Genomic DNA, 18,720 nt, shown 5'->3' with positions numbered 1-18,720 from the left:
CTTAGTTTTTGAACAATCCAGAGGTTGTCATGATCAAAAAAATCGGAGTACTGACCAGCGGCGGCGACGCCCCAGGCATGAACGCAGCCATTCGCGGAGTTGTACGTTCCGCGCTGAGTGAAGGACTGGAAGTTTTTGGTATTTACGACGGCTATCTGGGATTGTACGAAGATCGCATGATCAACCTCGACCGCTACAGCGTGTCAGACATGATCAACCGTGGCGGCACCTTCCTCGGTTCCGCACGCTTCCCAGAATTCCGCAACGATGAAGTGCGCCAGACCGCGATTGATAACATGAAAAAGCGCGGCATTGATGCGTTGGTCGTTATCGGCGGTGACGGTTCCTACATGGGTGCGAAGCGCCTGACCGAAATGGGCTTCCCGTGCATCGGCTTGCCGGGCACCATCGATAACGACGTAGCGGGCACCGATTACACCATCGGATACTTCACTGCATTGGAAACCGTGGTTGAAGCGATTGACCGCCTGCGCGACACCTCCTCTTCCCACCAGCGCATCTCCATCGTTGAAGTGATGGGCCGTTACTGCGGCGATTTAACCCTGGCGGCAGCGATTGCCGGCGGTTGTGAGTTCATCGTACTGCCTGAAATCCCCTATACCCGCGAAGAGCTGGTTTCAGAGATCAAAGCGGGCATCGCCAAAGGCAAAAAACACGCCATCGTAGCGATTACCGAGCACATCTGCGATATCGACGATCTGGCGCACTTCATCGAAGCTGAAACCAAACGCGAAACCCGCGCCACCGTTCTCGGTCACATTCAGCGTGGCGGCGCACCTTGTGCCTATGACCGCATCCTGGCATCGCGCATGGGTTCTTACTCCATCGAGCTGCTACTGCAAGGTTATGGCGGCCGCTGCGTCGGCATTCAGAACGAGAAGATGGTGCATCACGACATCATCGACGCGATTGAAAATATGAAGCGTCCGTTCAAACGCGACTGGCTGGATACCGCCAAAAAACTTTACTAATTCCCTGTCAAGGCGCGACGCAACTCGCGCCTTTTTTATACCTGCTCATATTCCCTCCAGTTATAACAGCTTATTTTTAATTCTTTAATCCATGGATAAGTTTGTGTCAGTCTTGTTCTATAACGACCTCGGGAGAGCAAGCAATGAATAAGTGGAGTATTGGTGTCACCCTGTTACTGGCTTCAACCAGTGTTCTGGCAAAGGATATTCAGCTGTTAAACGTCTCTTACGATCCAACCCGTGAGCTGTACGAGCAGTACAACAAAGCGTTTAGCGCGCATTACAAGCAGGAGACCGGCGACAACGTGGTGATTCGCCAGTCGCACGGCGGTTCCGGTAAACAAGCGACCTCAGTGATCAATGGCATCCGTGCTGATGTGGTTACGCTGGCGCTGCAATCTGATGTCGATGCTATTGCTGACCGTGGTCGTATTAATAAAAACTGGATTAAACGCCTGCCGGACAACTCCGCGCCTTACACCTCGACCATCGTGTTCCTGGTGCGTAAAGGCAACCCGAAAGGCATTCATGATTGGCCGGATCTCATTAAACCGGGCGTTTCCGTCATCACACCAAACCCGAAAACGTCGGGCGGTGCGCGCTGGAACTATCTGGCTGCATGGGGTTGGGCGCTGGATCAGAACCATGGCGATCAGGCCAAAGCGCTGGCTTACGTCAAATCGCTGTTTAAGAACGTCGAAGTACAGGATTCGGGTGCACGTGGTGCGACTAACACCTTCGTTGAACGTGGCATTGGCGATGTGCTGATTGCGTGGGAAAACGAAGCCTATCTGGCGGTGGATAAGCTGGGTAAAGACAAGTTTGAAATCGTCACCCCAAGCGAATCGATTTTGGCCGAGCCAACGGTTTCAGTGGTGGATAAAGTGGTCGACGAGCAGGGCACCCGTAAAGTGGCCGAAGATTACCTCAAGTATCTCTACTCGCCGGAAGGCCAGACCATCGCAGCGGAGAATTTCTACCGTCCACGTGATGAAGCCGTTGCGAAGAAATTTGCCAATAAATTCGCCCCGGTAAAACTGTTCACTATCGACAGCAAATTTGGTGGCTGGACGCAAGCCCAGAAAACCCACTTCGCCGATGGCGGCAGCTACGACCAGGTGATGAAGCCATAACGCATAAAAAACGGCCAGCGAGAATGCTGGCCGTTTTGTTTTAGTCCGTGACTTTCATCACCTGCCAGGCGAGGATGCTGGCAGGTGATGAACAGAGGAATCGGGCTATGCAGGGCAGTCGTCGTACCCTGAAGTTACTTACCGCATTATTGGTGCTGTTGATTGTCGGACTGATCGCCGGCGCCATCCATTTCCATAAAAACTCCAACGCCTTGTGGCAGATTATCAGCGAAAAGTGCGTGCCTAACATGGCGGCGACGGGCAAACCCGCGCCATGTCAGCAGGTGAACAGCGCGCAGCGTTACGTCACGCTGAAAGATCTCAACGGCCCGTTGCAGTTTCTGCTGATGCCGCTCGAAAAAATTACCGGCATGGAAAGTCCGATCCTTCTTGAACCCGCAACGCCAAATCTGTTTGCCGAAGCGTGGCAGCAACGCACATTGCTGGCGCAGAAGCACGGCGCGCCGATTCCCGATAGCGCGCTGTCGCTGGCCATCAATGCGCAATATGGGCGTACGCAGAATCAGCTGCATATTCATATTTCCTGTCTGCGGCCAGATGTGCGTCAGCAGCTGGACGCGCTGGCTCCGAGGCTAAACGCGCAGTGGCACAGTGAAATGCTGCGTAAGCATCGTTATCTGGTGCGGTCGATTTCTGCGGCAGAACTGGCGCAGCAGAGTGCGTTTATCCGCCTGGCGGATGAAGTGCCGCATGCGCGCACCGAGATGGGGAAATACGGGTTGGCGCTGGCACAATTGCCGGATGGCCGTTTAGCGCTGTTGGCGCTGGAGCGTAACTGGCTGAAATTAAACAGCGGCTCGGCGGAAGAGCTGCAGGATCATAACTGCAGCATATTGCCGCAATAACCCATCTTTCGTTGGGTTGCCATTTATGGCGACCAATAAAAAAGGCGGCTAATCAGCCGCCTTTTTCTGCATCGAAAACGCTGACTTACGCGTTTTTCGCTGCTGCTGCCGCTTTCACGATCACCGCAAATGCATCGGCTTTCAGTGACGCACCGCCAACCAGCGCGCCATCGATATCTGGCTGGGTGAACAGCTCAGCGGCGTTTTTGTCGTTGACCGAGCCGCCGTACTGAATGATCACTTGCTGGGCGATAGCTGCATCTTTCTTCGCGATATGGTCACGAATGAATTTGTGCACCGCCTGAGCCTGCGCTGGAGTGGCTGATTTGCCGGTACCGATCGCCCAAACTGGCTCGTAAGCGATCACTGCGCCTTCGAACGCTGCAGCGCCCTGAGTTTCCAGCACGGCGTCGATCTGACGTGCGCACACTTCTTCCGTTTTGCCCGCTTCGTTTTCTGCGTCAGTTTCACCGATGCACAGAACCGGCACCAGGCCCGCTTCTTTCACAACGGCAAATTTCTTTGCGATGAACTCGTCGCTCTCTTTGTGATAGGTGCGGCGCTCAGAGTGGCCGATGATGATGTATTTCGCGCCAACGTCTTTCAACATGTCTGCGGAAGTTTCGCCAGTGAATGCGCCAGACAGATTAACGTCAACGTTCTGAGCACCCAGAGCAATGTGGCTACCGGAAATGGCGTGTTTCGCCAGGTCCAGATAGATGGCTGGCGGTGCAATCGCGACGCCACAACCATCAACGCCAGACAGCTCTTTGCGCAGGCCTTCAATCAGCTCTTTGGTGATCTGCTTGCTACCGTTCAGTTTCCAGTTACCCATAACCAGTGGATGTCGCATTCTTTCCTCCGCATAACGCGATTCATGAAATAGCGCTGCCATCGGGCAGCGATGTCTGCGAGACAGTATAGAGATCAAATTTGTTGCTGGCTTTGCTTTTCGTCATTTTTGCCGGTGCGATCAGGGCGTCGCGAGCGCCAGTTTTATCGGCTCAACGGCGAAGGTCAAACCCTTGTCGCCATTGTCCGCCACCACGAAACGCAAGGCACCTTCGGTGCGGGCAAAATAGCGCGCGCCTTTACCGGCGCTCAGCAAGGAATCGAGTTTTTTACGCCCATCTTCGGGCGATAAGCCGGGGATGAAGAAGCGCAGCAGGGCGGTCATATAATCCATGGCGCGTGCCTGCGCGGCTTTCATATCGGGGCCGGGAACCGGCAGCCAGGTGATTTGCAGGGTTTTGATTTTGCCGGTGCCTTGCTCCAGCGCCGTTGAGGCATACAGCGTTTCGCTGATTTTGCTGGCGGCACGCGTCAGATTGCTTTTATCGCCGCGATTATCAATGGCGCGATATTCCTGCAGCAATTCATTGGGATTGGCCGCGTTGTACTTCTCACGGAATTGAGCAACGGTCATATCGAACGTTGGCGCACCCGCGAGCAGATAGGGCGCAGCAGGCAGATGATCGCTACGATCTAACGCGGGGGCATCCTCCGCCCAGACGGGAAATGTCAGTGCGAGGCCAAGCAGCAGCGCGACTGGCAGGTTGTTCATTGCTTCGGCCCTAAATCATTCACTTAGCCCACGATTAGAACGGTTTTTACCGGGCAAAGTCAAAACCCACACTGGGAAAAATCTTACATTCTTTGTGCCGCGCCGATTACCAGTAATGTTCGCTGGTCATATGGCCGGGTTTACGTTTGAAATGTTTACGCATCTCACGCGTATCTTTCAGTAACTGCTGGGTATCGCGCACCATCTGTGGATTGCCGCACAGCATCACATGGCTGGTTTCGGCCGTCAGCGGCAAGCCGACGGCTCGCTCCAGTTCTCCACTTTCAATCAGCTGCGGCACGCGACCGTGTAGCGAACCGGCGATCTCTTCCCGGCTAACTACTGTTTGAATGTGCAATTTGCCCTGATAGCGCTGCTGCAGTGCTTGCATTAAAGGCAGGAAGCTCAGGTCATCGGCGAAACGCGCGGCATGTACCAGCACAATGTTATCAAAACGATCCAGATCTTCGCCCTGTTGCAGAATCGATAAATAGGGGCCGATCGCCGTGCCGGTCGCCAGCATCCACAGCGTTTGGCAGTCTGGAATTTCGTCGAGTACAAAGAAACCCGCCGCCTCTTTGGTGATCATTACTTGGTCGCCGGGCTGCAACGCCTGCAAACGCGGACTTAGTTTACCTTCCGGCACCGTGACCAGATAAAACTCCAGCAGCGGATCCTGCGGCGCGTTGACGTATGAATAGGCGCGCTGCACGCGCTCACCGTCAATTTCCAGTGCCAGCTTGGCAAACTGTCCCGCCGCAAAGGTATCAATCGGTGCTTCGACGCGCAGGCTGAACAGTGCATCGGTCCAGTTTTTTACTTCTTTAACTTCAGCATTGATCCACTCAGCCATGCTAACTCCTTAATGTTGAATATTCAGGCACATGATTATCATCGTTATCCATCCGGCAAATTTCCAGCCTTGCGCCCAGCAAAGGGCTCTCAGCGACAAACGCAGCGCACAGATCAGCAACTGTAGCGGGCGGTTTACAATCTGGACTACCAACTTGACGGCTTAAGACATACAGCTTTGCCCGCGCCTCTCGATTTGTCACTGAATCCTGATATTTTTGCCGCCATAAATCCGAGGCGGCCTGTTTTGTGCTGCCTATTCTTTGTTTCTCAGGCAGACATTTTGTTCCATGTTGATAAGTAAAACGCAAAATCGCTTTCTGTTATTCATGCTGATCGTGCTGGTGGCGGTCGGGCAGATGGCGCAAACCATCTATGTGCCAGCGATGGCCAACATGGCCGAAACGCTCAATGTGCGCAGCGGCGCGATCCAGCAGGTGATGGCCGCCTATCTGATGACCTACGGCGGATCGCAGTTGATCTACGGCCCGCTCTCGGACAGTTTTGGCCGCCGTCCGGTGATCCTGATTGGCATGACGATCTTTGCCGTCGGCGCGTTGATCGCCATGTTCACGCCCTCGCTCGATATTCTGGTGTTGGGCAGCGCGGTGCAAGGTTTAGGGACCGGCGTAGCGGGCGTGATGGCGCGCACCATGCCGCGCGATCTCTATTCCGGCATCGCTCTGCGCCAGGCGAACAGCCTGCTGAATATGGGCATTCTGGTGAGTCCGCTGCTGGCGCCGGTGATTGGTGCGCTGCTGACGCATCTTTTTGGCTGGCACGCCTGTTTCGCCTTCCTGCTGCTGCTGTGCGTCGGCGTCACCGCCTCGATGGCGCGCTGGCTGCCGGAAACGCGTCCTGTTGATACGCCCGCCACGCCGTTCCTGCGCCGTTATGCCACTTTGCTGAGCGACGGCAACTTCGTGCGTTATCTGCTGCTGCTGATTGGTGCGCTGGCCGGTATCGCGGTGTTTGAAGCCAGCTGCGGCGTGCTGATGGGCGGCGTATTGGGGCTGGATGGATTAACCGTCAGCATCCTGTTTATCCTGCCGATTCCGGCGGCGTTTTTTGGCGCCTGGTTTGCCGGACGCGAGCAAAAATCCTGGCACACGCTGATGTGGTACGGCGTGAACAGTTGCCTGTTAGCGGGCTTGTTAATGTGGGTGCCGGCCTGGTTTGGCGTAATGAACATCTGGACGTTGCTGGTGCCAGCTGCGCTGTTCTTCTTTGGCGCGGGCATGCTGTTTCCGCTGGCAACCTCGGGTGCGATGGAGCCGTATGCGTGGCTGGCGGGCAGCGCTGGTGCGTTGATCGGTGGTTTGCAGAACCTCGGTTCCGGCGTGGTGGCGTGGCTTTCTGCGCTGTTACCGCAGCACGATCAATCCAGCCTTGGCATGTTAATGTTCGTGACGTCGCTGGTGATGCTGCTGTGCTGGTGGCCGCTCTCTCGTCATCCAGAGAGCGGCAAGCAGGCGATTACAGGATAAATTGATGCAGCGCCGCGTCTTTGCGATCCAGATAGTGGATTGACTGGATGCGGCGAATAGTGCGCGATTTGCCGCGCACCAGCAGCGTTTCGCTGGTGGCGATGTTGCCGTTACGCGTGATGCCTTTCAGCAAATCGCCGGTGGTGATGCCGGTGGCAGCGAAGATAACGTTATCGTTGCGCGCCATCTGATCCAGTTTCAGTACCTGACCCGCTTCAATGCCCATCTCGGCGCAGCGTTGCAGTTCATTCTCGCCGAGGCGACGATTCTCTTCGTTATCGCCTTTCACTTCGTGACGCGCCAATAAACGCGCCTGCATGTCGCCGTCCATCGCGCGAATGACCGCCGCCGACACCACACCTTCCGGTGCGCCACCGATACCGTACATCACATCCACTTCGCTATCCGGCATACAGGTCAGTATCGAGGCTGCGACATCGCCGTCCGGGAAGGAGAACACGCGCACGCCGAGCTGCTGTAGCTGGGCAATCACCGCATCGTGGCGTGGCTTAGCCAGAATCGATACCGTTAACTGGCTGAGCGGTTTGCCTAATGCCAGCGCGATGTTTTTCAGGTTAATGTCGAGCGGCAGATTGAGGTCAATGGCGCCACGTGCGCCCGGTCCAACAATCAGCTTTTCCATGTACATATCAGGTGCGTGCAGGAAGCTGCCTTTGTCTCCCACCGCCAGCACCGCTAGCGCATTGGCCTGGCCCATTGCCGTCATGCGCGTGCCTTCGATCGGATCAACCGCGATATCCACGGCGTCGCCACGGCCGGTACCGACTTTCTCACCGATATAAAGCATCGGCGCTTCGTCGATTTCGCCTTCGCCAATCACGATCTGGCCGTCGATATCGATAGTGTTGAGCATAATGCGCATGGCGTGAACGGCTGCGCCGTCGGCCGCATTTTTATCGCCGCGTCCTAACCAGTGATAGCCCGCTAATGCAGCGGCTTCGGTCACACGGGAAAATTCAATCGCGAGTTCTCGTTTCATGGTGGCACCTGATAAAAAACAGGCAGGTAGTTTAACACAGCGGGGAAACGTGGCAGGGGAAAAACCCGCGACAGGGCGCCGCGGGTTAGCAGGATTTTACTCTTCGTCTTCCCACGCTTTAGCGCGAGCGACCGCTTTCTTCCAGCCGGCGTAACGGACGTTACGTTCGGTGGTTTCGATGCTTGGGCGGAACTCACGCTCAATTACCGCTTTAGCGCGAACTTCTTCCAGATCGTTCCAGAAGCCGACCGCTAAGCCCGCCAGATACGCTGCACCCAGCGCCGTGACTTCACGCACTTCCGGACGCTCAACGCGCGTGCCGAGAATGTCAGACTGGAACTGCATCAGGAAGTTATTGGCAACCGCACCACCATCCACGCGCAGTGATTGCAGGCGGGTGCCCGCATCGTTCTGCATCGCTTCCAGTACGTCGCGCGTCTGGTAAGCAATCGACTCCAGCGTGGCACGGATGATGTGGTTCGCGTTCGCACCGCGCGTCAGACCGAAAATCGCGCCGCGTGCATACGGATCCCAATATGGCGCACCCAAACCGGTGAAGGCTGGCACCATATACACGCCGTTGGTGTCTTTCACTTTCAACGCGAAGTATTCAGAGTCGGTTGAATCGCTGATCAACTTCATCTCATCACGCAGCCATTGAATCGACGCACCACCGATAAACACCGCACCTTCCAGCGCATAGTTCACTTCGCCGCGTGGGCCGCACGCGATGGTGGTCAGCAGGCCATGCGTTGAGGTCACCGCTTCGGTGCCGGTGTTCATCAGCATGAAGCAGCCGGTGCCGTATGTGTTTTTCGCCATACCCGGTTGTACGCACAGCTGGCCATACAGCGCCGCTTGCTGGTCACCCGCGATACCGGCGATTGGAATACGCGTACCGCCTTTACCACCAATGTTGGTCTGGCCGTACACTTCAGAAGAGCCTTTCACTTCTGGCAGCATTTCACGCGGGATATCGAGGATCTCCAGCATGCGCTCATCCCACTCCAGCTTGTGGATGTTGTACATCATGGTACGTGAGGCGTTGGTGTGATCGGTGACGTGCACACGTCCCTGGGTCATTTTCCAAATCAACCAGGTATCAACGGTACCGAACAGCAGTTCGCCGCGTTTAGCACGGTCACGCGCGCCTTCCACATTATCCAGAATCCACTTCACCTTGGTGCCAGAGAAGTACGGGTTAATCACCAAACCGGTGGTGTGCTGGATGTACTCTTCCAGACCCTCTTTCTTCAGCTTATTACAGTAATCTGCGGTGCGTGGATCCTGCCAGACGATGGCGTTGTAAACCGGTTTGCCGGTCTCTTTATCCCACACGATGGCGGTTTCACGCTGGTTGGTGATACCAATCGCCGCGATTTGATCGGAGTTAATGTCGGCGTGAGCCAGCACTTCAACCAGCGTTGAGCTTTGTGACGCCCAGATATCCATTGGGTCATGTTCAACCCAACCCGCTTTCGGGTAGATCTGGGTAAATTCGCGCTGAGAAACCGCGACGATGTTGGCATCATGATCAAGCACCACGGCGCGTGAGCTGGTTGTGCCCTGATCGAGTGCAACTATATATTTTTTATCAGTAGTCATTGTGCTTTCCTGATGTGGTATCGACGAAACTTACGCTTTACGCTGCTGAGCGCGCGCAACCGGTTTTTCTGCTGTGCTGGCTTCCGCGACGTTAACTGGCAGATGGCGGCCAATCAGCGAACGGTAACCAAAGGCTCCGAGGCAAGCACCGACCAGCGGGCCAAAAATCGGAACCAGGAAGTAAGGAATATCTTTGCCACCGGTGAAGGCTACGTTGCCCCAGCCAGCGAAGAAGGCGAACAGTTTTGGACCGAAGTCACGCGCAGGGTTGAGTGCGAAGCCGGTCAGTGGACCCATTGAGCCACCGATTACCGCGACCAGTAAACCAATCAACAGGGGAGCCAGCGGACCACGCGGTACACCGTTGCCGTCATCGGTCAGCGCCATGATCACCGCCATTAATACCGCTGTAATCACCATCTCAACCAGGAACGCCTGAGCGACGCTGATGTGCGGGTTCGGGTAGGTAGAAAAGATACCGGCCAGATCGAGGCTTTCAACGCTGCCGCGCACCATTTGATGGCCTGCTTCGTAATCAAAGAACAGATTGTAGTAGAGACCGTAAACCAACGCGGCAGCGCAGAACGCGCCGGCAACCTGCGCCAGAATATAGGGGACAACTTTACGACCTTCGAAATTAGCGAACAGGCACAGCGCGACGGTAACGGCTGGGTTAAGATGCGCGCCAGAAACGCCTGCGCTGAGATAGACTGCCATGGAGACGGCTAAACCCCAGATAATACAAATTTCCCACTGACCGAATGACGCACCGGCCAGTTTCAGTGCAGCAACACAGCCTGCACCAAAGAAGATAATCAAACCTGTGCCGAGAAATTCAGCGATGCACTGACCTTTTAGTGTGTTAGTTGTCTGACTCATAATGGCATTCCTGAAGCGAGGTTAAATTTTATCAGTTTTTGTTCTCATCCATGAGTCGCCCAGCTATCAATGTAGGGTTGATGTGAATTTATCGTTAACGAGCATAAACGAGAAATAGCGAAATTGAAAACTGTGTACTCCATCATAAAAATGCGCGTTTTCGCGTCTTTTACGTTGCTTTAAGACCCATTTTTCCCGCTTTGCTGGTCGATGCTGATGTGATCGCGCACACAGATGCGCGAAGATGCGCATTTTTTTAGGCATAGACTGAAAAGTGTTACAGACTGCCCTCGCAAGCCTTGTGCCACTGGACTTGCTGGGTTTGGCTACATACAATCGAGTCATCGTGGCTGAGCGCACCATAATAAGGCATGCACTAGCCCCATCAACGCCTTGCAAGATTTAGGAGAGGTCAGAAAGATGTCATTTGAAGTGTTCGAGAAACTGGAAGCGAAAGTACAGCAGGCGATTGATACCATCACTCTGCTGCAGATGGAAATTGAAGAGCTGAAAGAGCAAAACAATACGCTGAAAAACGAAGTCAGCCAGGCTTCAGGCAACCAGGATGCGCTGGTGCGTGAAAATCAGCATCTGAAAGAAGAGCAGCATGTCTGGCAGGATCGTCTGCGGGCACTGCTGGGAAAAATGGAAGAAGTTTAAGCGTCGATGCTTAAACCAACGGGTGCCGCGGCACCCGTTTTTGTTGCGGCTTACTCGATGTCGAGTGCGTCTTCAGACAGGATGATGCCGGTATTGTCGGCATACAGATGGTCGCCAGAGAAGAAGGTCACGCCGCCGAAGTTAACGCGCACGTCACTTTCGCCAATGCCTTCACCCGCTGCGCCCACCGGAATCGCCGCAATCGCCTGAATGCCGATTTCCAGCTCTTCAAGATCGTCAACCTGACGCACCGAGCCGTAAACCACAATGCCTTCCCACTCATTTTGCGCCGCCAGACTTGCCAGCTGAGCATCGACCAGTGCGCGACGGACCGAACCGCCGCCATCCACCAGCAATACGCGACCCCGACCGTTCTCTTCCAGCAAATCGTAGAGTAAGCCGTTATCTTCGAAACATTTCACTGTGGTGATTTGACCACCGAATGAGCTGCGCCCACCAAAGTTCGAAAAAAGCGGTTCAACAACATTCACAGCTTCGTGGTAGATGTCACAGAGTTCAGATGTATCGTATTTCATGAGGGTTTTCGTCTGTTTGCCACAGGAGCGCTAAGTATATCGCTATCTGGCGATTGTTGGCAAAATCATCAACCGCCAAACAAAGCGTTGCATCAATATCCTGGGTAAAAAAAAGCCCGGCACAGTGGCCGGGCAGCGATTTCGCGGGTGAAGCTTACAGAATGAAGCGGCTGAGATCTTCGTCGGCCACCAGCTCATCCAGATGCTTACCAACGTACTCGGCATCGATAGTGATCGATTCACCGTTACGATCGCTGGCGTCATAGGAGATATCCTCCATCAGACGCTCCAGCACGGTATGCAGACGACGCGCACCGATGTTCTCGGTGGTTTCGTTCACCTGCCATGCGGCTTCGGCGATACGACGTACGGCGTCATCGGTGAAGTCGATATTTACTCCTTCGGTGCCCATCAATGCTTTGTACTGCACGGTAACCGAGGCGTTTGGCTCGGTCAGGATGCGCTCGAAGTCATTGACGGTCAGCGCCTGCAGCTCAACGCGAATCGGCAGACGACCTTGCAGTTCTGGGATCAGATCTGATGGGCTCGCGACCTGGAACGCGCCGGAAGCGATAAACAGAATGTGGTCGGTTTTCACCATGCCGTGCTTGGTGGAAACGGTGCAGCCTTCAACCAGCGGCAGCAGGTCGCGCTGTACGCCTTCACGTGACACGTCTGGGCCGCCCGCATTCTGGCCGCCGCGCTTACAGATTTTGTCGATTTCATCAATGAACACGATACCGTGCTGCTCAACGGCATCGATGGCATCCTGCTTCAGCTCTTCCGGGTTCACCAGCTTGGCCGCTTCTTCTTCAATCAGCAGCTTCATGGCTTCTTTGATTTTCAGCTTACGCGGTTTCTGCTTCTGGCCACCGAGGTTCTGGAACATCGATTGCAGCTGGCTGGTCATCTCTTCCATGCCTGGAGGCGCCATGATTTCGACGCCAGCCGATGAAGCGGCCAAATCGATCTCAATCTCTTTGTCATCCAGCTGGCCTTCGCGCAGTTTCTTGCGGAAGGACTGACGCGCGGTTGATGGCTCAGCCGCTTGTTCAGCCTGGCCCCAGTTGTTTTTCGCGGGGGGGATCAGCACATCAAGGATGCGCTCTTCCGCCATCTCTTCCGCGCGGTATTTGTTCTTCTCGATCGCCTGGCTGCGCACCATCTTGATGGCAGAATCGGTCAGATCGCGAATGATGGAATCCACCTCTTTGCCGACATAACCCACTTCGGTGAATTTGGTGGCTTCCACTTTGATGAACGGTGCGTTCGCCAGTTTGGCTAAGCGACGGGCGATTTCGGTTTTACCGACGCCGGTAGGACCAATCATCAGAATGTTTTTCGGCGTCACTTCGTGGCGCAGCTCTTCGTCGAGCTGCATGCGGCGCCAGCGGTTACGCAGGGCGATCGCGACCGCCTTCTTTGCGCCGTCCTGGCCTATAATAAAGCGGTTAAGCTCGCTGACAATCTCGCGTGGAGTCATCTCAGACATGATGTTTAGTCCTTAGCCTTAGACGGTAATGCTTCGAAGTTAATATTGTGGTTGGTGTAGATACAGATATCGCCAGCAATGTTCAGCGCTTTCTCCACGATATCGTGCGCACCAATGTCGGTGTTTTCCAACAACGCGCGTGCCGCTGCCTGGGCGTAAGGCCCACCAGAACCAATTGCAATCAGATCATTTTCCGGCTGGATAACGTCGCCGTTGCCGCTGATGATTAATGAGGAGTTTTCGTCGGCCACCGCCAGCAGCGCTTCGAGGCGGCGCAGCATGCGATCGGTACGCCAATCTTTGGCCAGTTCGACCGCCGCTTTCACCAGATGGCCCTGGTGCATTTCCAGCTTGCGCTCAAACAGTTCAAACAGGGTGAAGGCATCTGCGGTACCGCCAGCAAAACCGGCGATCACTTTATCGTTGTAAAGACGACGGACTTTTTTAACGTTGCCTTTCATTACGGTATTGCCGAGCGTAGCCTGGCCATCACCGCCAATCACTACCTGGCCGTTGCGTCGTACACTTACTATTGTTGTCACGGGCAGACCCCTTGTTGCAGTAGAAAAGGAACTCCGCGCACTCGGCGCGGAGTATCATGCAACCAGATATGGGGTAGGAAAAAGGGGTTTCAACCCCCAGCATACCCTTCATCCTTCAAATTGCAGGCGCGTTGGCTACGTGCGCTCACCCCAATCACTTACTAAAGTAAGCTCATGGGGATTCTCGCACTTGCCGCCTTCCTGCAATTTGAATTATTTAGGGTAAAGCGAGGGGAATACAACTTCCGTGGCCGGAACTGTGTAAGCGTTTGACTGTGCTGTCGGCGCTGCTGCGATCTTTGAACGGCCCGATCACCACGCGATTCCAGCCACCGCCGGTCGTAATGCGGCTCTCGAATCCTTCAAATGCCAGACCGGCGCGTACAGATTCCGCCTGATCGGTACCTTTGAACGATCCACACTGCACCATCCAGCGCTGTGAAGAGGCTTTCTCTTCGGTTTTCGCCTTGGCCGTTTCCTGCGGTTTGGTCTGTTGCGTTGGCTCACGCGTGATCGGCGCAGCTTGCTGTTGCTGCTGCTGACGCGCGGCCTGTTGTTGCTGCAACTGTTGCTGACGCTGCTGCTGTTGTAACTGTTGCTGCTGACGTTGCAACTGCTGCTGCTGTTGTTGCTGAACCTGCTGCTGTTGTTGAACCTGCTGACGCTGCAGCGTTTGCTGGCGCTGCGCCGGGGTTTGTTCGTTCCACGGCACTTCGTTCAACTGCGTCGGCTGCTGGCGCATATCGGCCTGCATCTGCTCCAGCAACTGGCGCTGTTCGTCGGTCAGCTGAGTTTGAGATTGCACGCCACCGGCCGAAGGCTCAGTCGGCGACGGAACGGTAATTTGGCGATTTTCCAGCTCTTTGATGTACTTCCAGCGCTCTTCCGGCTTCGGCGGCAGGCCGTTACCGTTGGCTTTGTGGTTTGGAATGACCTCAATCTCTTCTTTCTTATGATGCGAGATGAACCATAAACCACCGGCAAAGGTGACCAGCACGGCCACGGCCAGTACCATCATGAGCTTTGAAATGCCTGATCCGCCTTTGCTTTTCTTGCTGCGGCTGGCGGGTTTTTTGCGACGCGTCCCTGTTGAACGCCCGCGGCCTACATAATCTTTCTGTGCCACTTTCGTTCTGCTACCCTTCAAAAAAATGCCAATGGGCATGTAAATGTGCTGTTAATTGCCCGGCAATGAATGCGCCATGTTACGCAAGGGCTGGAACTTTGACCAGCACAGTCTGCCTTCAGAATCCGCTGAAAATGCAGGCTTCTACGCGCTATTTTTCCCTTTTTGCTGCCGGTGCCGTGCTGCCGCGCACGCGTAGCTCCGCATCCAGCAGGCGCGAACCGTTATTCACGCGTTTACCCTGCAGCTCATCAAGTAATAGCAGCATGGCTTCACGACCGATGGCAAAGCGCGGCTGTGCCACGGTGGTCAGCGGCGGATCGTAGTATTGCGCCAGTTCGATATCATCAAAGCCCACTACTGACAGATCCTGTGGAATGCGCATGCCCAATTTGCGCGCCTGATTCATCGCGCCCAGCGCCATCAAGTCGCTATGACAGAAAATCGCCTTCGGCGGCTGCGGCAAACTCATTAGCTGCTTAAGCGCATTCGCGCCGGCTTCAAAGGTGAAGTCGCCGTGCACAATCATTGTCGGGTCGATGGCGATGCTGCTGCGACGCAGCGCCTGAATGTAGCCCTGCAAACGATATTGGCTCAGAGGAATATGTTCTGGCCCGGTGATGCAGGCGATTTGGCGATGACCGAGCTGCAGCAGGTGATTTACCGCTTCAAAAGCGGCGGTCAGGTTATCGATATGTACCGTTGGCAACGCCATTTCCGGCGCAAATTCGTTGCCCATCACCATTGGCGGCAGGTTACGCTGATCTTCAATGCCCGCCTCAAATGGCAGCTGTGAACCCAACAGCACCATGCCGTCGATCTGGCGCGTTAGCATTAAATTCAGGAAGGTTTTTTCCTGTTTGTTCTGATGCGCGCAATCGCCAATCAGTACCAGATAACCTTCATGCGCGGCGGTGACTTCCACGCCGCGAATGATCTCACTGAAGAAGGGATCACAGATATCCGGCACAATCACCAGAATGGTTTGCGTTTCACCGCGTTTGGCATTGCGCGCTAACCCGTGCGGCGCATAACCCACGGCAATCACGGCTTTTTCGACTTTGAGTCGGGTCGCAGCAGAGACTTTTTCTGGATTCATCAACGCACGTGAAACCGTGGCGGTTGAAACGCCTGCTTTCTCGGCCACATCTTTCATGGTGGCGGCGGTGGAGGGTTGCTTCTGGTCCAACGTATAACTCCTGACGCGGTACAGCGCATTGATTTTCTGACATTACCGGGCTTCAACCGGGTCGGCACTATTGTTAACCCAAGGTCGCGCCGGGTTGTTACTTAATTTGCATAAAAATTGTGACTTGTGCGACTTTTTTCGATCTGGCTCGCAGATGTGGCGCGGCCTAGCTCTCGGTGGGATCGATATCCAGCGTCCATTTCACTTTGCGTGACGCGGGCAAGGTGGCGATCAGCGGCAGCGATCCGCTCAACAGCTGTTGCAGACGTTTGCGTGACGGATGCTGCAACAGCAGCTGCCAGCGCCAGCGTCCGCTGCGTTTCGGTGCCAATGCCGGAACCGGCCCCATCAGCCACATCGCTTCATCTTTTAGCGGGCTGGCTTCCAGTAAATTGCGCAGCTGAGTGAGGAATTCCGCCGCTTGTTGGTTATCCATATCTTCTGCGCGGAACAGCGCATGGCTGGTCCACGGTGGCAGCTGCACCGACTGACGCTCCAGCAGCGTTTGATCGGCAAAAGCGAAATAGCCGCGATGCAGCAACGTTTGCAGCAGCGGATGTTCCGGATGATGGGTTTGCAGCAATACTTCGCCCTGTTTTCCGGCACGACCGGCGCGGCCCGCGACCTGCGTGTAAAGCTGAGCGAAGCGCTCGGCGGCACGGAAATCGGCGGAGAACAGCGCGCCATCGACATCCAGCAGCGACACCAGCGTGACATCTGGGAAGTGATGACCTTTCGCCAGCATTTGCGTGCCCACCAGAATGCGCGCGCCGCCGCGATGCACATCGGCCAGATGCTGCTCCAGCGCACCTTTACGGCTGGTGGTATCGCGATCGATGCGCGATACCGGCACGCCGGGGAACAGCGTGCCCAGCTGCTGTTCCAGCTGTTCGGTGCCGACGCCAACCGGCATCAAATGCGTCGAACCACAGCTCGGGCACTGATTCGGCAGCGGGCGCTGGCTATCACAATGGTGGCAGCGCAGCTGGCGATGATTCTGGTGCAGCGTGTAGTAGCTATCGCAGCGCTGGCACTCCGCCAGCCAACCGCAATCGTGGCACATCAGCGCCGGAGAGAAGCCACGGCGATTGAGGAATAGCAGAACCTGATTGTCAGCCTGTAGATGCTGACGCATTTTGCCGAGCAGCGCCGGTGCCAGCCCGCCTTTCAGCTGCTGGCCTTTAAGATCAATCAGCTGTTGCAATGCCGGTTTAGCATTGCCCGCGCGTTTGGTGAGATTGAGCTGGCGATATTTGCCGACGCGCACGTTGTGCAGCGTTTCCAGCGCGGGCGTGGCCGAACCCATCACAATCGGAATGTCTTCTTCATGGGCGCGGAACACCGCCAGATCGCGTGCCTGATAGCGCCAGCCTTCCTGCTGTTTGTAAGAGCTGTCGTGCTCTTCATCAATAATGATGACGCCGGGACGCGCCAGCGGCGTGAATAGCGCCGAGCGTGTGCCGATAACAATCGCGGTTTCGCCGCTGCGCGCGCGCAGCCAGACGGCCAGGCGTTCGCTGTCATTCAGCGCTGAGTGCAGCACATCAATCGGCGCATCAAAGCGCTCGCGGAAGCGGGCGATGGTTTGCGGCGTCAGGCCGATTTCCGGCACCAGCACCAGCGCCTGTTTGCCGCGTGCCAGCACGTTCTCCAGTACGCTGAGATACACTTCGGTTTTACCCGAACCGGTAATGCCGGCCAGCAGCCACGGCGCATAGTGATCGTCTTCACTGCGCATCGCGCCCACCGCCATCGCCTGATCGGTATTCAGGCGCAGGCGATCACCTTTAACGGCAAAGCTGGTGCGCCAGTCGTGCATCTGCGGCGTATGTTCACGCAAATCGCACAAGCCTTTAGCGCGCAACGCTTGCAGCGCGGCATCGGTAAAATCGTGTTCGCTGACCTGATGACGATAGAGCGGTCGCTGACGCAGCATCGCCAGCGCTTGCTGCTGTTTCGGCGCGCGCTTCAGACTTTCCATCGCCACTTCACGGCCAGCATCATTTATCACCCATTGCCACAGCGGCGCTTCCTGCGCCGGTTTGCCTTGACGCAGCAGCACCGGCAGCGCATGGCTCAGCACTTCGCCGAGCGGCGAATGATAATAGTTGGCGGCCCAATGCAAAATACGCCACAGGGCGGGCGAGAACAGACTTTGATCGTCGAGCACGCTTTCTATCTGCTTGAGCTGCGTCAGCGGCAGATCGCTGGTCTCGCGCGTGCCGACCACAATGCCGATCATTTTGCGATTGCCGAACGGCACATTCACGCGTGCGCCCGCCACCGGCTGCGGCGTATCGGCAGGCAGCAAGTAGTCAAACAGGCGAGGTAGCGGAACGGGCAGGGCAACCTGAACAACGGGCATCTGAATCTCTATCCAGTTCTGAATTAAGGAGAAGTAGTGTACACGCCTAATTAGGAAGCGGCTATTTGCTAAAACCGGTTAATTTCTGTATACTATGCCGCCTTCGATGAGATCGCTTGTCGGAGCATACACTTAATGTTCAACCGCGTGTGGTGCTGTGCAGGCTGAGCCTGGCACGGAGAGCGACACGGCCTTTTATGAGGTTCTCCCATGAAACAAGGTATTCACCCTAAGTACGAAGCAGTAACCATGACTTGCTCTTGCGGTAACGTGATCAACACCCGTTCAACCATGGCTTCTGGTCTGAACCTGGACGTGTGCGGCAAATGCCACCCGTTCTACACTGGTAAGCAGCGTATTGCCGACACCGGTGGCCGTGTAGATCGCTTCAACAAGCGTTTCAGCGTGCCAGCAAGCAAGAAATAAGATTTT

18 protein-coding genes are annotated in these 18,720 nt (G+C 55.4%); 6 read left to right on the top strand and 12 right to left on the bottom strand.

The window, feature by feature from the left end; translation table 11 throughout:
• Nucleotides 1–29: 29 nt before the first annotated feature.
• The 3 genes from pfkA (at nucleotide 30) to AC6I8A_RS18965 (ending at nucleotide 2,991) form a co-directional block, all read left to right on the top strand.
• A complete protein-coding gene (gene pfkA, locus AC6I8A_RS18975) occupies nucleotides 30–992 on the top strand; it encodes a 6-phosphofructokinase (protein WP_007885343.1) in 963 nt (320 codons plus the stop codon).
• Nucleotides 993–1,135: 143 nt separating this feature from the next.
• Nucleotides 1,136–2,125 carry a sulfate ABC transporter substrate-binding protein gene (locus AC6I8A_RS18970; protein WP_497818903.1) on the top strand — a complete coding sequence of 330 codons (990 nt, stop codon included), beginning with the start codon at nucleotides 1,136–1,138 and terminating at the stop codon, nucleotides 2,123–2,125.
• A 107-nt stretch (nucleotides 2,126–2,232) separates the two neighbouring features.
• The gene (locus AC6I8A_RS18965; RefSeq protein ID WP_497818902.1) at nucleotides 2,233–2,991 is read left to right on the top strand and encodes a CDP-diacylglycerol diphosphatase; all 759 of its coding nucleotides are present in this window, start codon (nucleotides 2,233–2,235) and stop codon (nucleotides 2,989–2,991) included.
• A gap of 85 nt (nucleotides 2,992–3,076) precedes the next feature.
• Here the strand turns inward: AC6I8A_RS18965 and tpiA are convergent, their stop codons facing one another.
• From tpiA to fpr, 3 genes are all read right to left on the bottom strand, one after another.
• Nucleotides 3,077–3,844 carry a triose-phosphate isomerase gene (gene tpiA, locus AC6I8A_RS18960; protein WP_008109693.1) on the bottom strand — a complete coding sequence of 256 codons (768 nt, stop codon included), beginning with the start codon at nucleotides 3,842–3,844 and terminating at the stop codon, nucleotides 3,077–3,079.
• A 120-nt stretch (nucleotides 3,845–3,964) separates the two neighbouring features.
• Nucleotides 3,965–4,555, bottom strand: coding sequence for a YiiQ family protein (locus AC6I8A_RS18955; protein WP_293796743.1), 591 nt, complete (start codon nucleotides 4,553–4,555; stop codon nucleotides 3,965–3,967).
• 106 nt (nucleotides 4,556–4,661) lie between these two features.
• On the bottom strand, nucleotides 4,662–5,408 hold the full coding sequence (gene fpr / locus AC6I8A_RS18950; protein WP_497818901.1) for a ferredoxin--NADP(+) reductase: 747 nt from the start codon (nucleotides 5,406–5,408) through the stop codon (nucleotides 4,662–4,664).
• A gap of 289 nt (nucleotides 5,409–5,697) precedes the next feature.
• Here fpr and emrD point away from each other — a divergent pair, with 289 nt between their 5' ends.
• Nucleotides 5,698–6,894 (top strand): multidrug efflux MFS transporter EmrD, encoded by a 1,197-nt coding sequence (gene emrD, locus AC6I8A_RS18945; RefSeq protein ID WP_497818900.1) that lies wholly within the window; start codon nucleotides 5,698–5,700, stop codon nucleotides 6,892–6,894.
• Here the strand turns inward: emrD and glpX are convergent.
• From glpX to AC6I8A_RS18930, 3 genes are all read right to left on the bottom strand, one after another.
• Nucleotides 6,884–7,894 (bottom strand): class II fructose-bisphosphatase, encoded by a 1,011-nt coding sequence (gene glpX, locus AC6I8A_RS18940; protein WP_293796737.1) that lies wholly within the window; start codon nucleotides 7,892–7,894, stop codon nucleotides 6,884–6,886. The two genes, emrD and glpX, sit on opposite strands and share 11 nt — an antisense overlap.
• A 96-nt stretch (nucleotides 7,895–7,990) precedes the next feature.
• Entirely contained in the window at nucleotides 7,991–9,499 is a 1,509-nt protein-coding gene (glpK, locus tag AC6I8A_RS18935) for a glycerol kinase GlpK (protein WP_008109683.1), read from the bottom strand.
• 30 nt (nucleotides 9,500–9,529) lie between these two features.
• Nucleotides 9,530–10,378, bottom strand: coding sequence for an MIP/aquaporin family protein (locus AC6I8A_RS18930; protein ID WP_061720295.1), 849 nt, complete (start codon nucleotides 10,376–10,378; stop codon nucleotides 9,530–9,532).
• Nucleotides 10,379–10,798: 420 nt separating this feature from the next.
• Between AC6I8A_RS18930 and zapB the strand changes: the two genes are divergently transcribed.
• Nucleotides 10,799–11,038 carry a cell division protein ZapB gene (gene zapB / locus AC6I8A_RS18925; RefSeq protein ID WP_007885384.1) on the top strand — a complete coding sequence of 80 codons (240 nt, stop codon included), beginning with the start codon at nucleotides 10,799–10,801 and terminating at the stop codon, nucleotides 11,036–11,038.
• 50 nt (nucleotides 11,039–11,088) lie between these two features.
• Here zapB and rraA read toward each other — a convergent pair whose 3' ends face one another.
• The 6 genes from rraA to priA all read right to left on the bottom strand — a co-directional run bounded on the left by rraA (nucleotide 11,089) and on the right by priA (nucleotide 18,288).
• Complete coding sequence (gene rraA / locus AC6I8A_RS18920; protein ID WP_061720294.1) at nucleotides 11,089–11,574, bottom strand: ribonuclease E activity regulator RraA; 486 nt, start codon at nucleotides 11,572–11,574, stop codon at nucleotides 11,089–11,091.
• 154 nt (nucleotides 11,575–11,728) lie between these two features.
• Nucleotides 11,729–13,066, bottom strand: a complete 1,338-nt coding sequence (hslU, locus tag AC6I8A_RS18915; RefSeq protein WP_008109676.1) for an ATP-dependent protease ATPase subunit HslU — start codon at nucleotides 13,064–13,066, stop codon at nucleotides 11,729–11,731.
• 5 nt (nucleotides 13,067–13,071) lie between these two features.
• Complete coding sequence (hslV, locus tag AC6I8A_RS18910; protein ID WP_008109674.1) at nucleotides 13,072–13,608, bottom strand: ATP-dependent protease subunit HslV; 537 nt, start codon at nucleotides 13,606–13,608, stop codon at nucleotides 13,072–13,074.
• A gap of 217 nt (nucleotides 13,609–13,825) precedes the next feature.
• Nucleotides 13,826–14,734 carry a cell division protein FtsN gene (gene ftsN, locus AC6I8A_RS18905; protein WP_265302998.1) on the bottom strand — a complete coding sequence of 303 codons (909 nt, stop codon included), beginning with the start codon at nucleotides 14,732–14,734 and terminating at the stop codon, nucleotides 13,826–13,828.
• Nucleotides 14,735–14,885: 151 nt separating this feature from the next.
• On the bottom strand, nucleotides 14,886–15,923 hold the full coding sequence (cytR, locus tag AC6I8A_RS18900) for a DNA-binding transcriptional regulator CytR (protein ID WP_061720292.1): 1,038 nt from the start codon (nucleotides 15,921–15,923) through the stop codon (nucleotides 14,886–14,888).
• Nucleotides 15,924–16,089: 166 nt separating this feature from the next.
• The gene (priA, locus tag AC6I8A_RS18895; RefSeq protein ID WP_265302994.1) at nucleotides 16,090–18,288 is read right to left on the bottom strand and encodes a primosomal protein N'; all 2,199 of its coding nucleotides are present in this window, start codon (nucleotides 18,286–18,288) and stop codon (nucleotides 16,090–16,092) included.
• Between the two features lie 210 nt (nucleotides 18,289–18,498).
• Here priA and rpmE point away from each other — a divergent pair, with 210 nt between their 5' ends.
• Entirely contained in the window at nucleotides 18,499–18,714 is a 216-nt protein-coding gene (gene rpmE, locus AC6I8A_RS18890) for a 50S ribosomal protein L31 (protein WP_007885402.1), read from the top strand.
• The last annotated feature ends 6 nt before the right edge of the window (nucleotides 18,715–18,720 follow it).

Source organism: Pantoea sp. X-Soil-ISGK-275 (assembly GCF_059730795.1).
The sequence above is the reverse complement of the archived record's forward strand: the minus strand, read 5'-3'. Positions and strand labels throughout refer to the sequence as shown.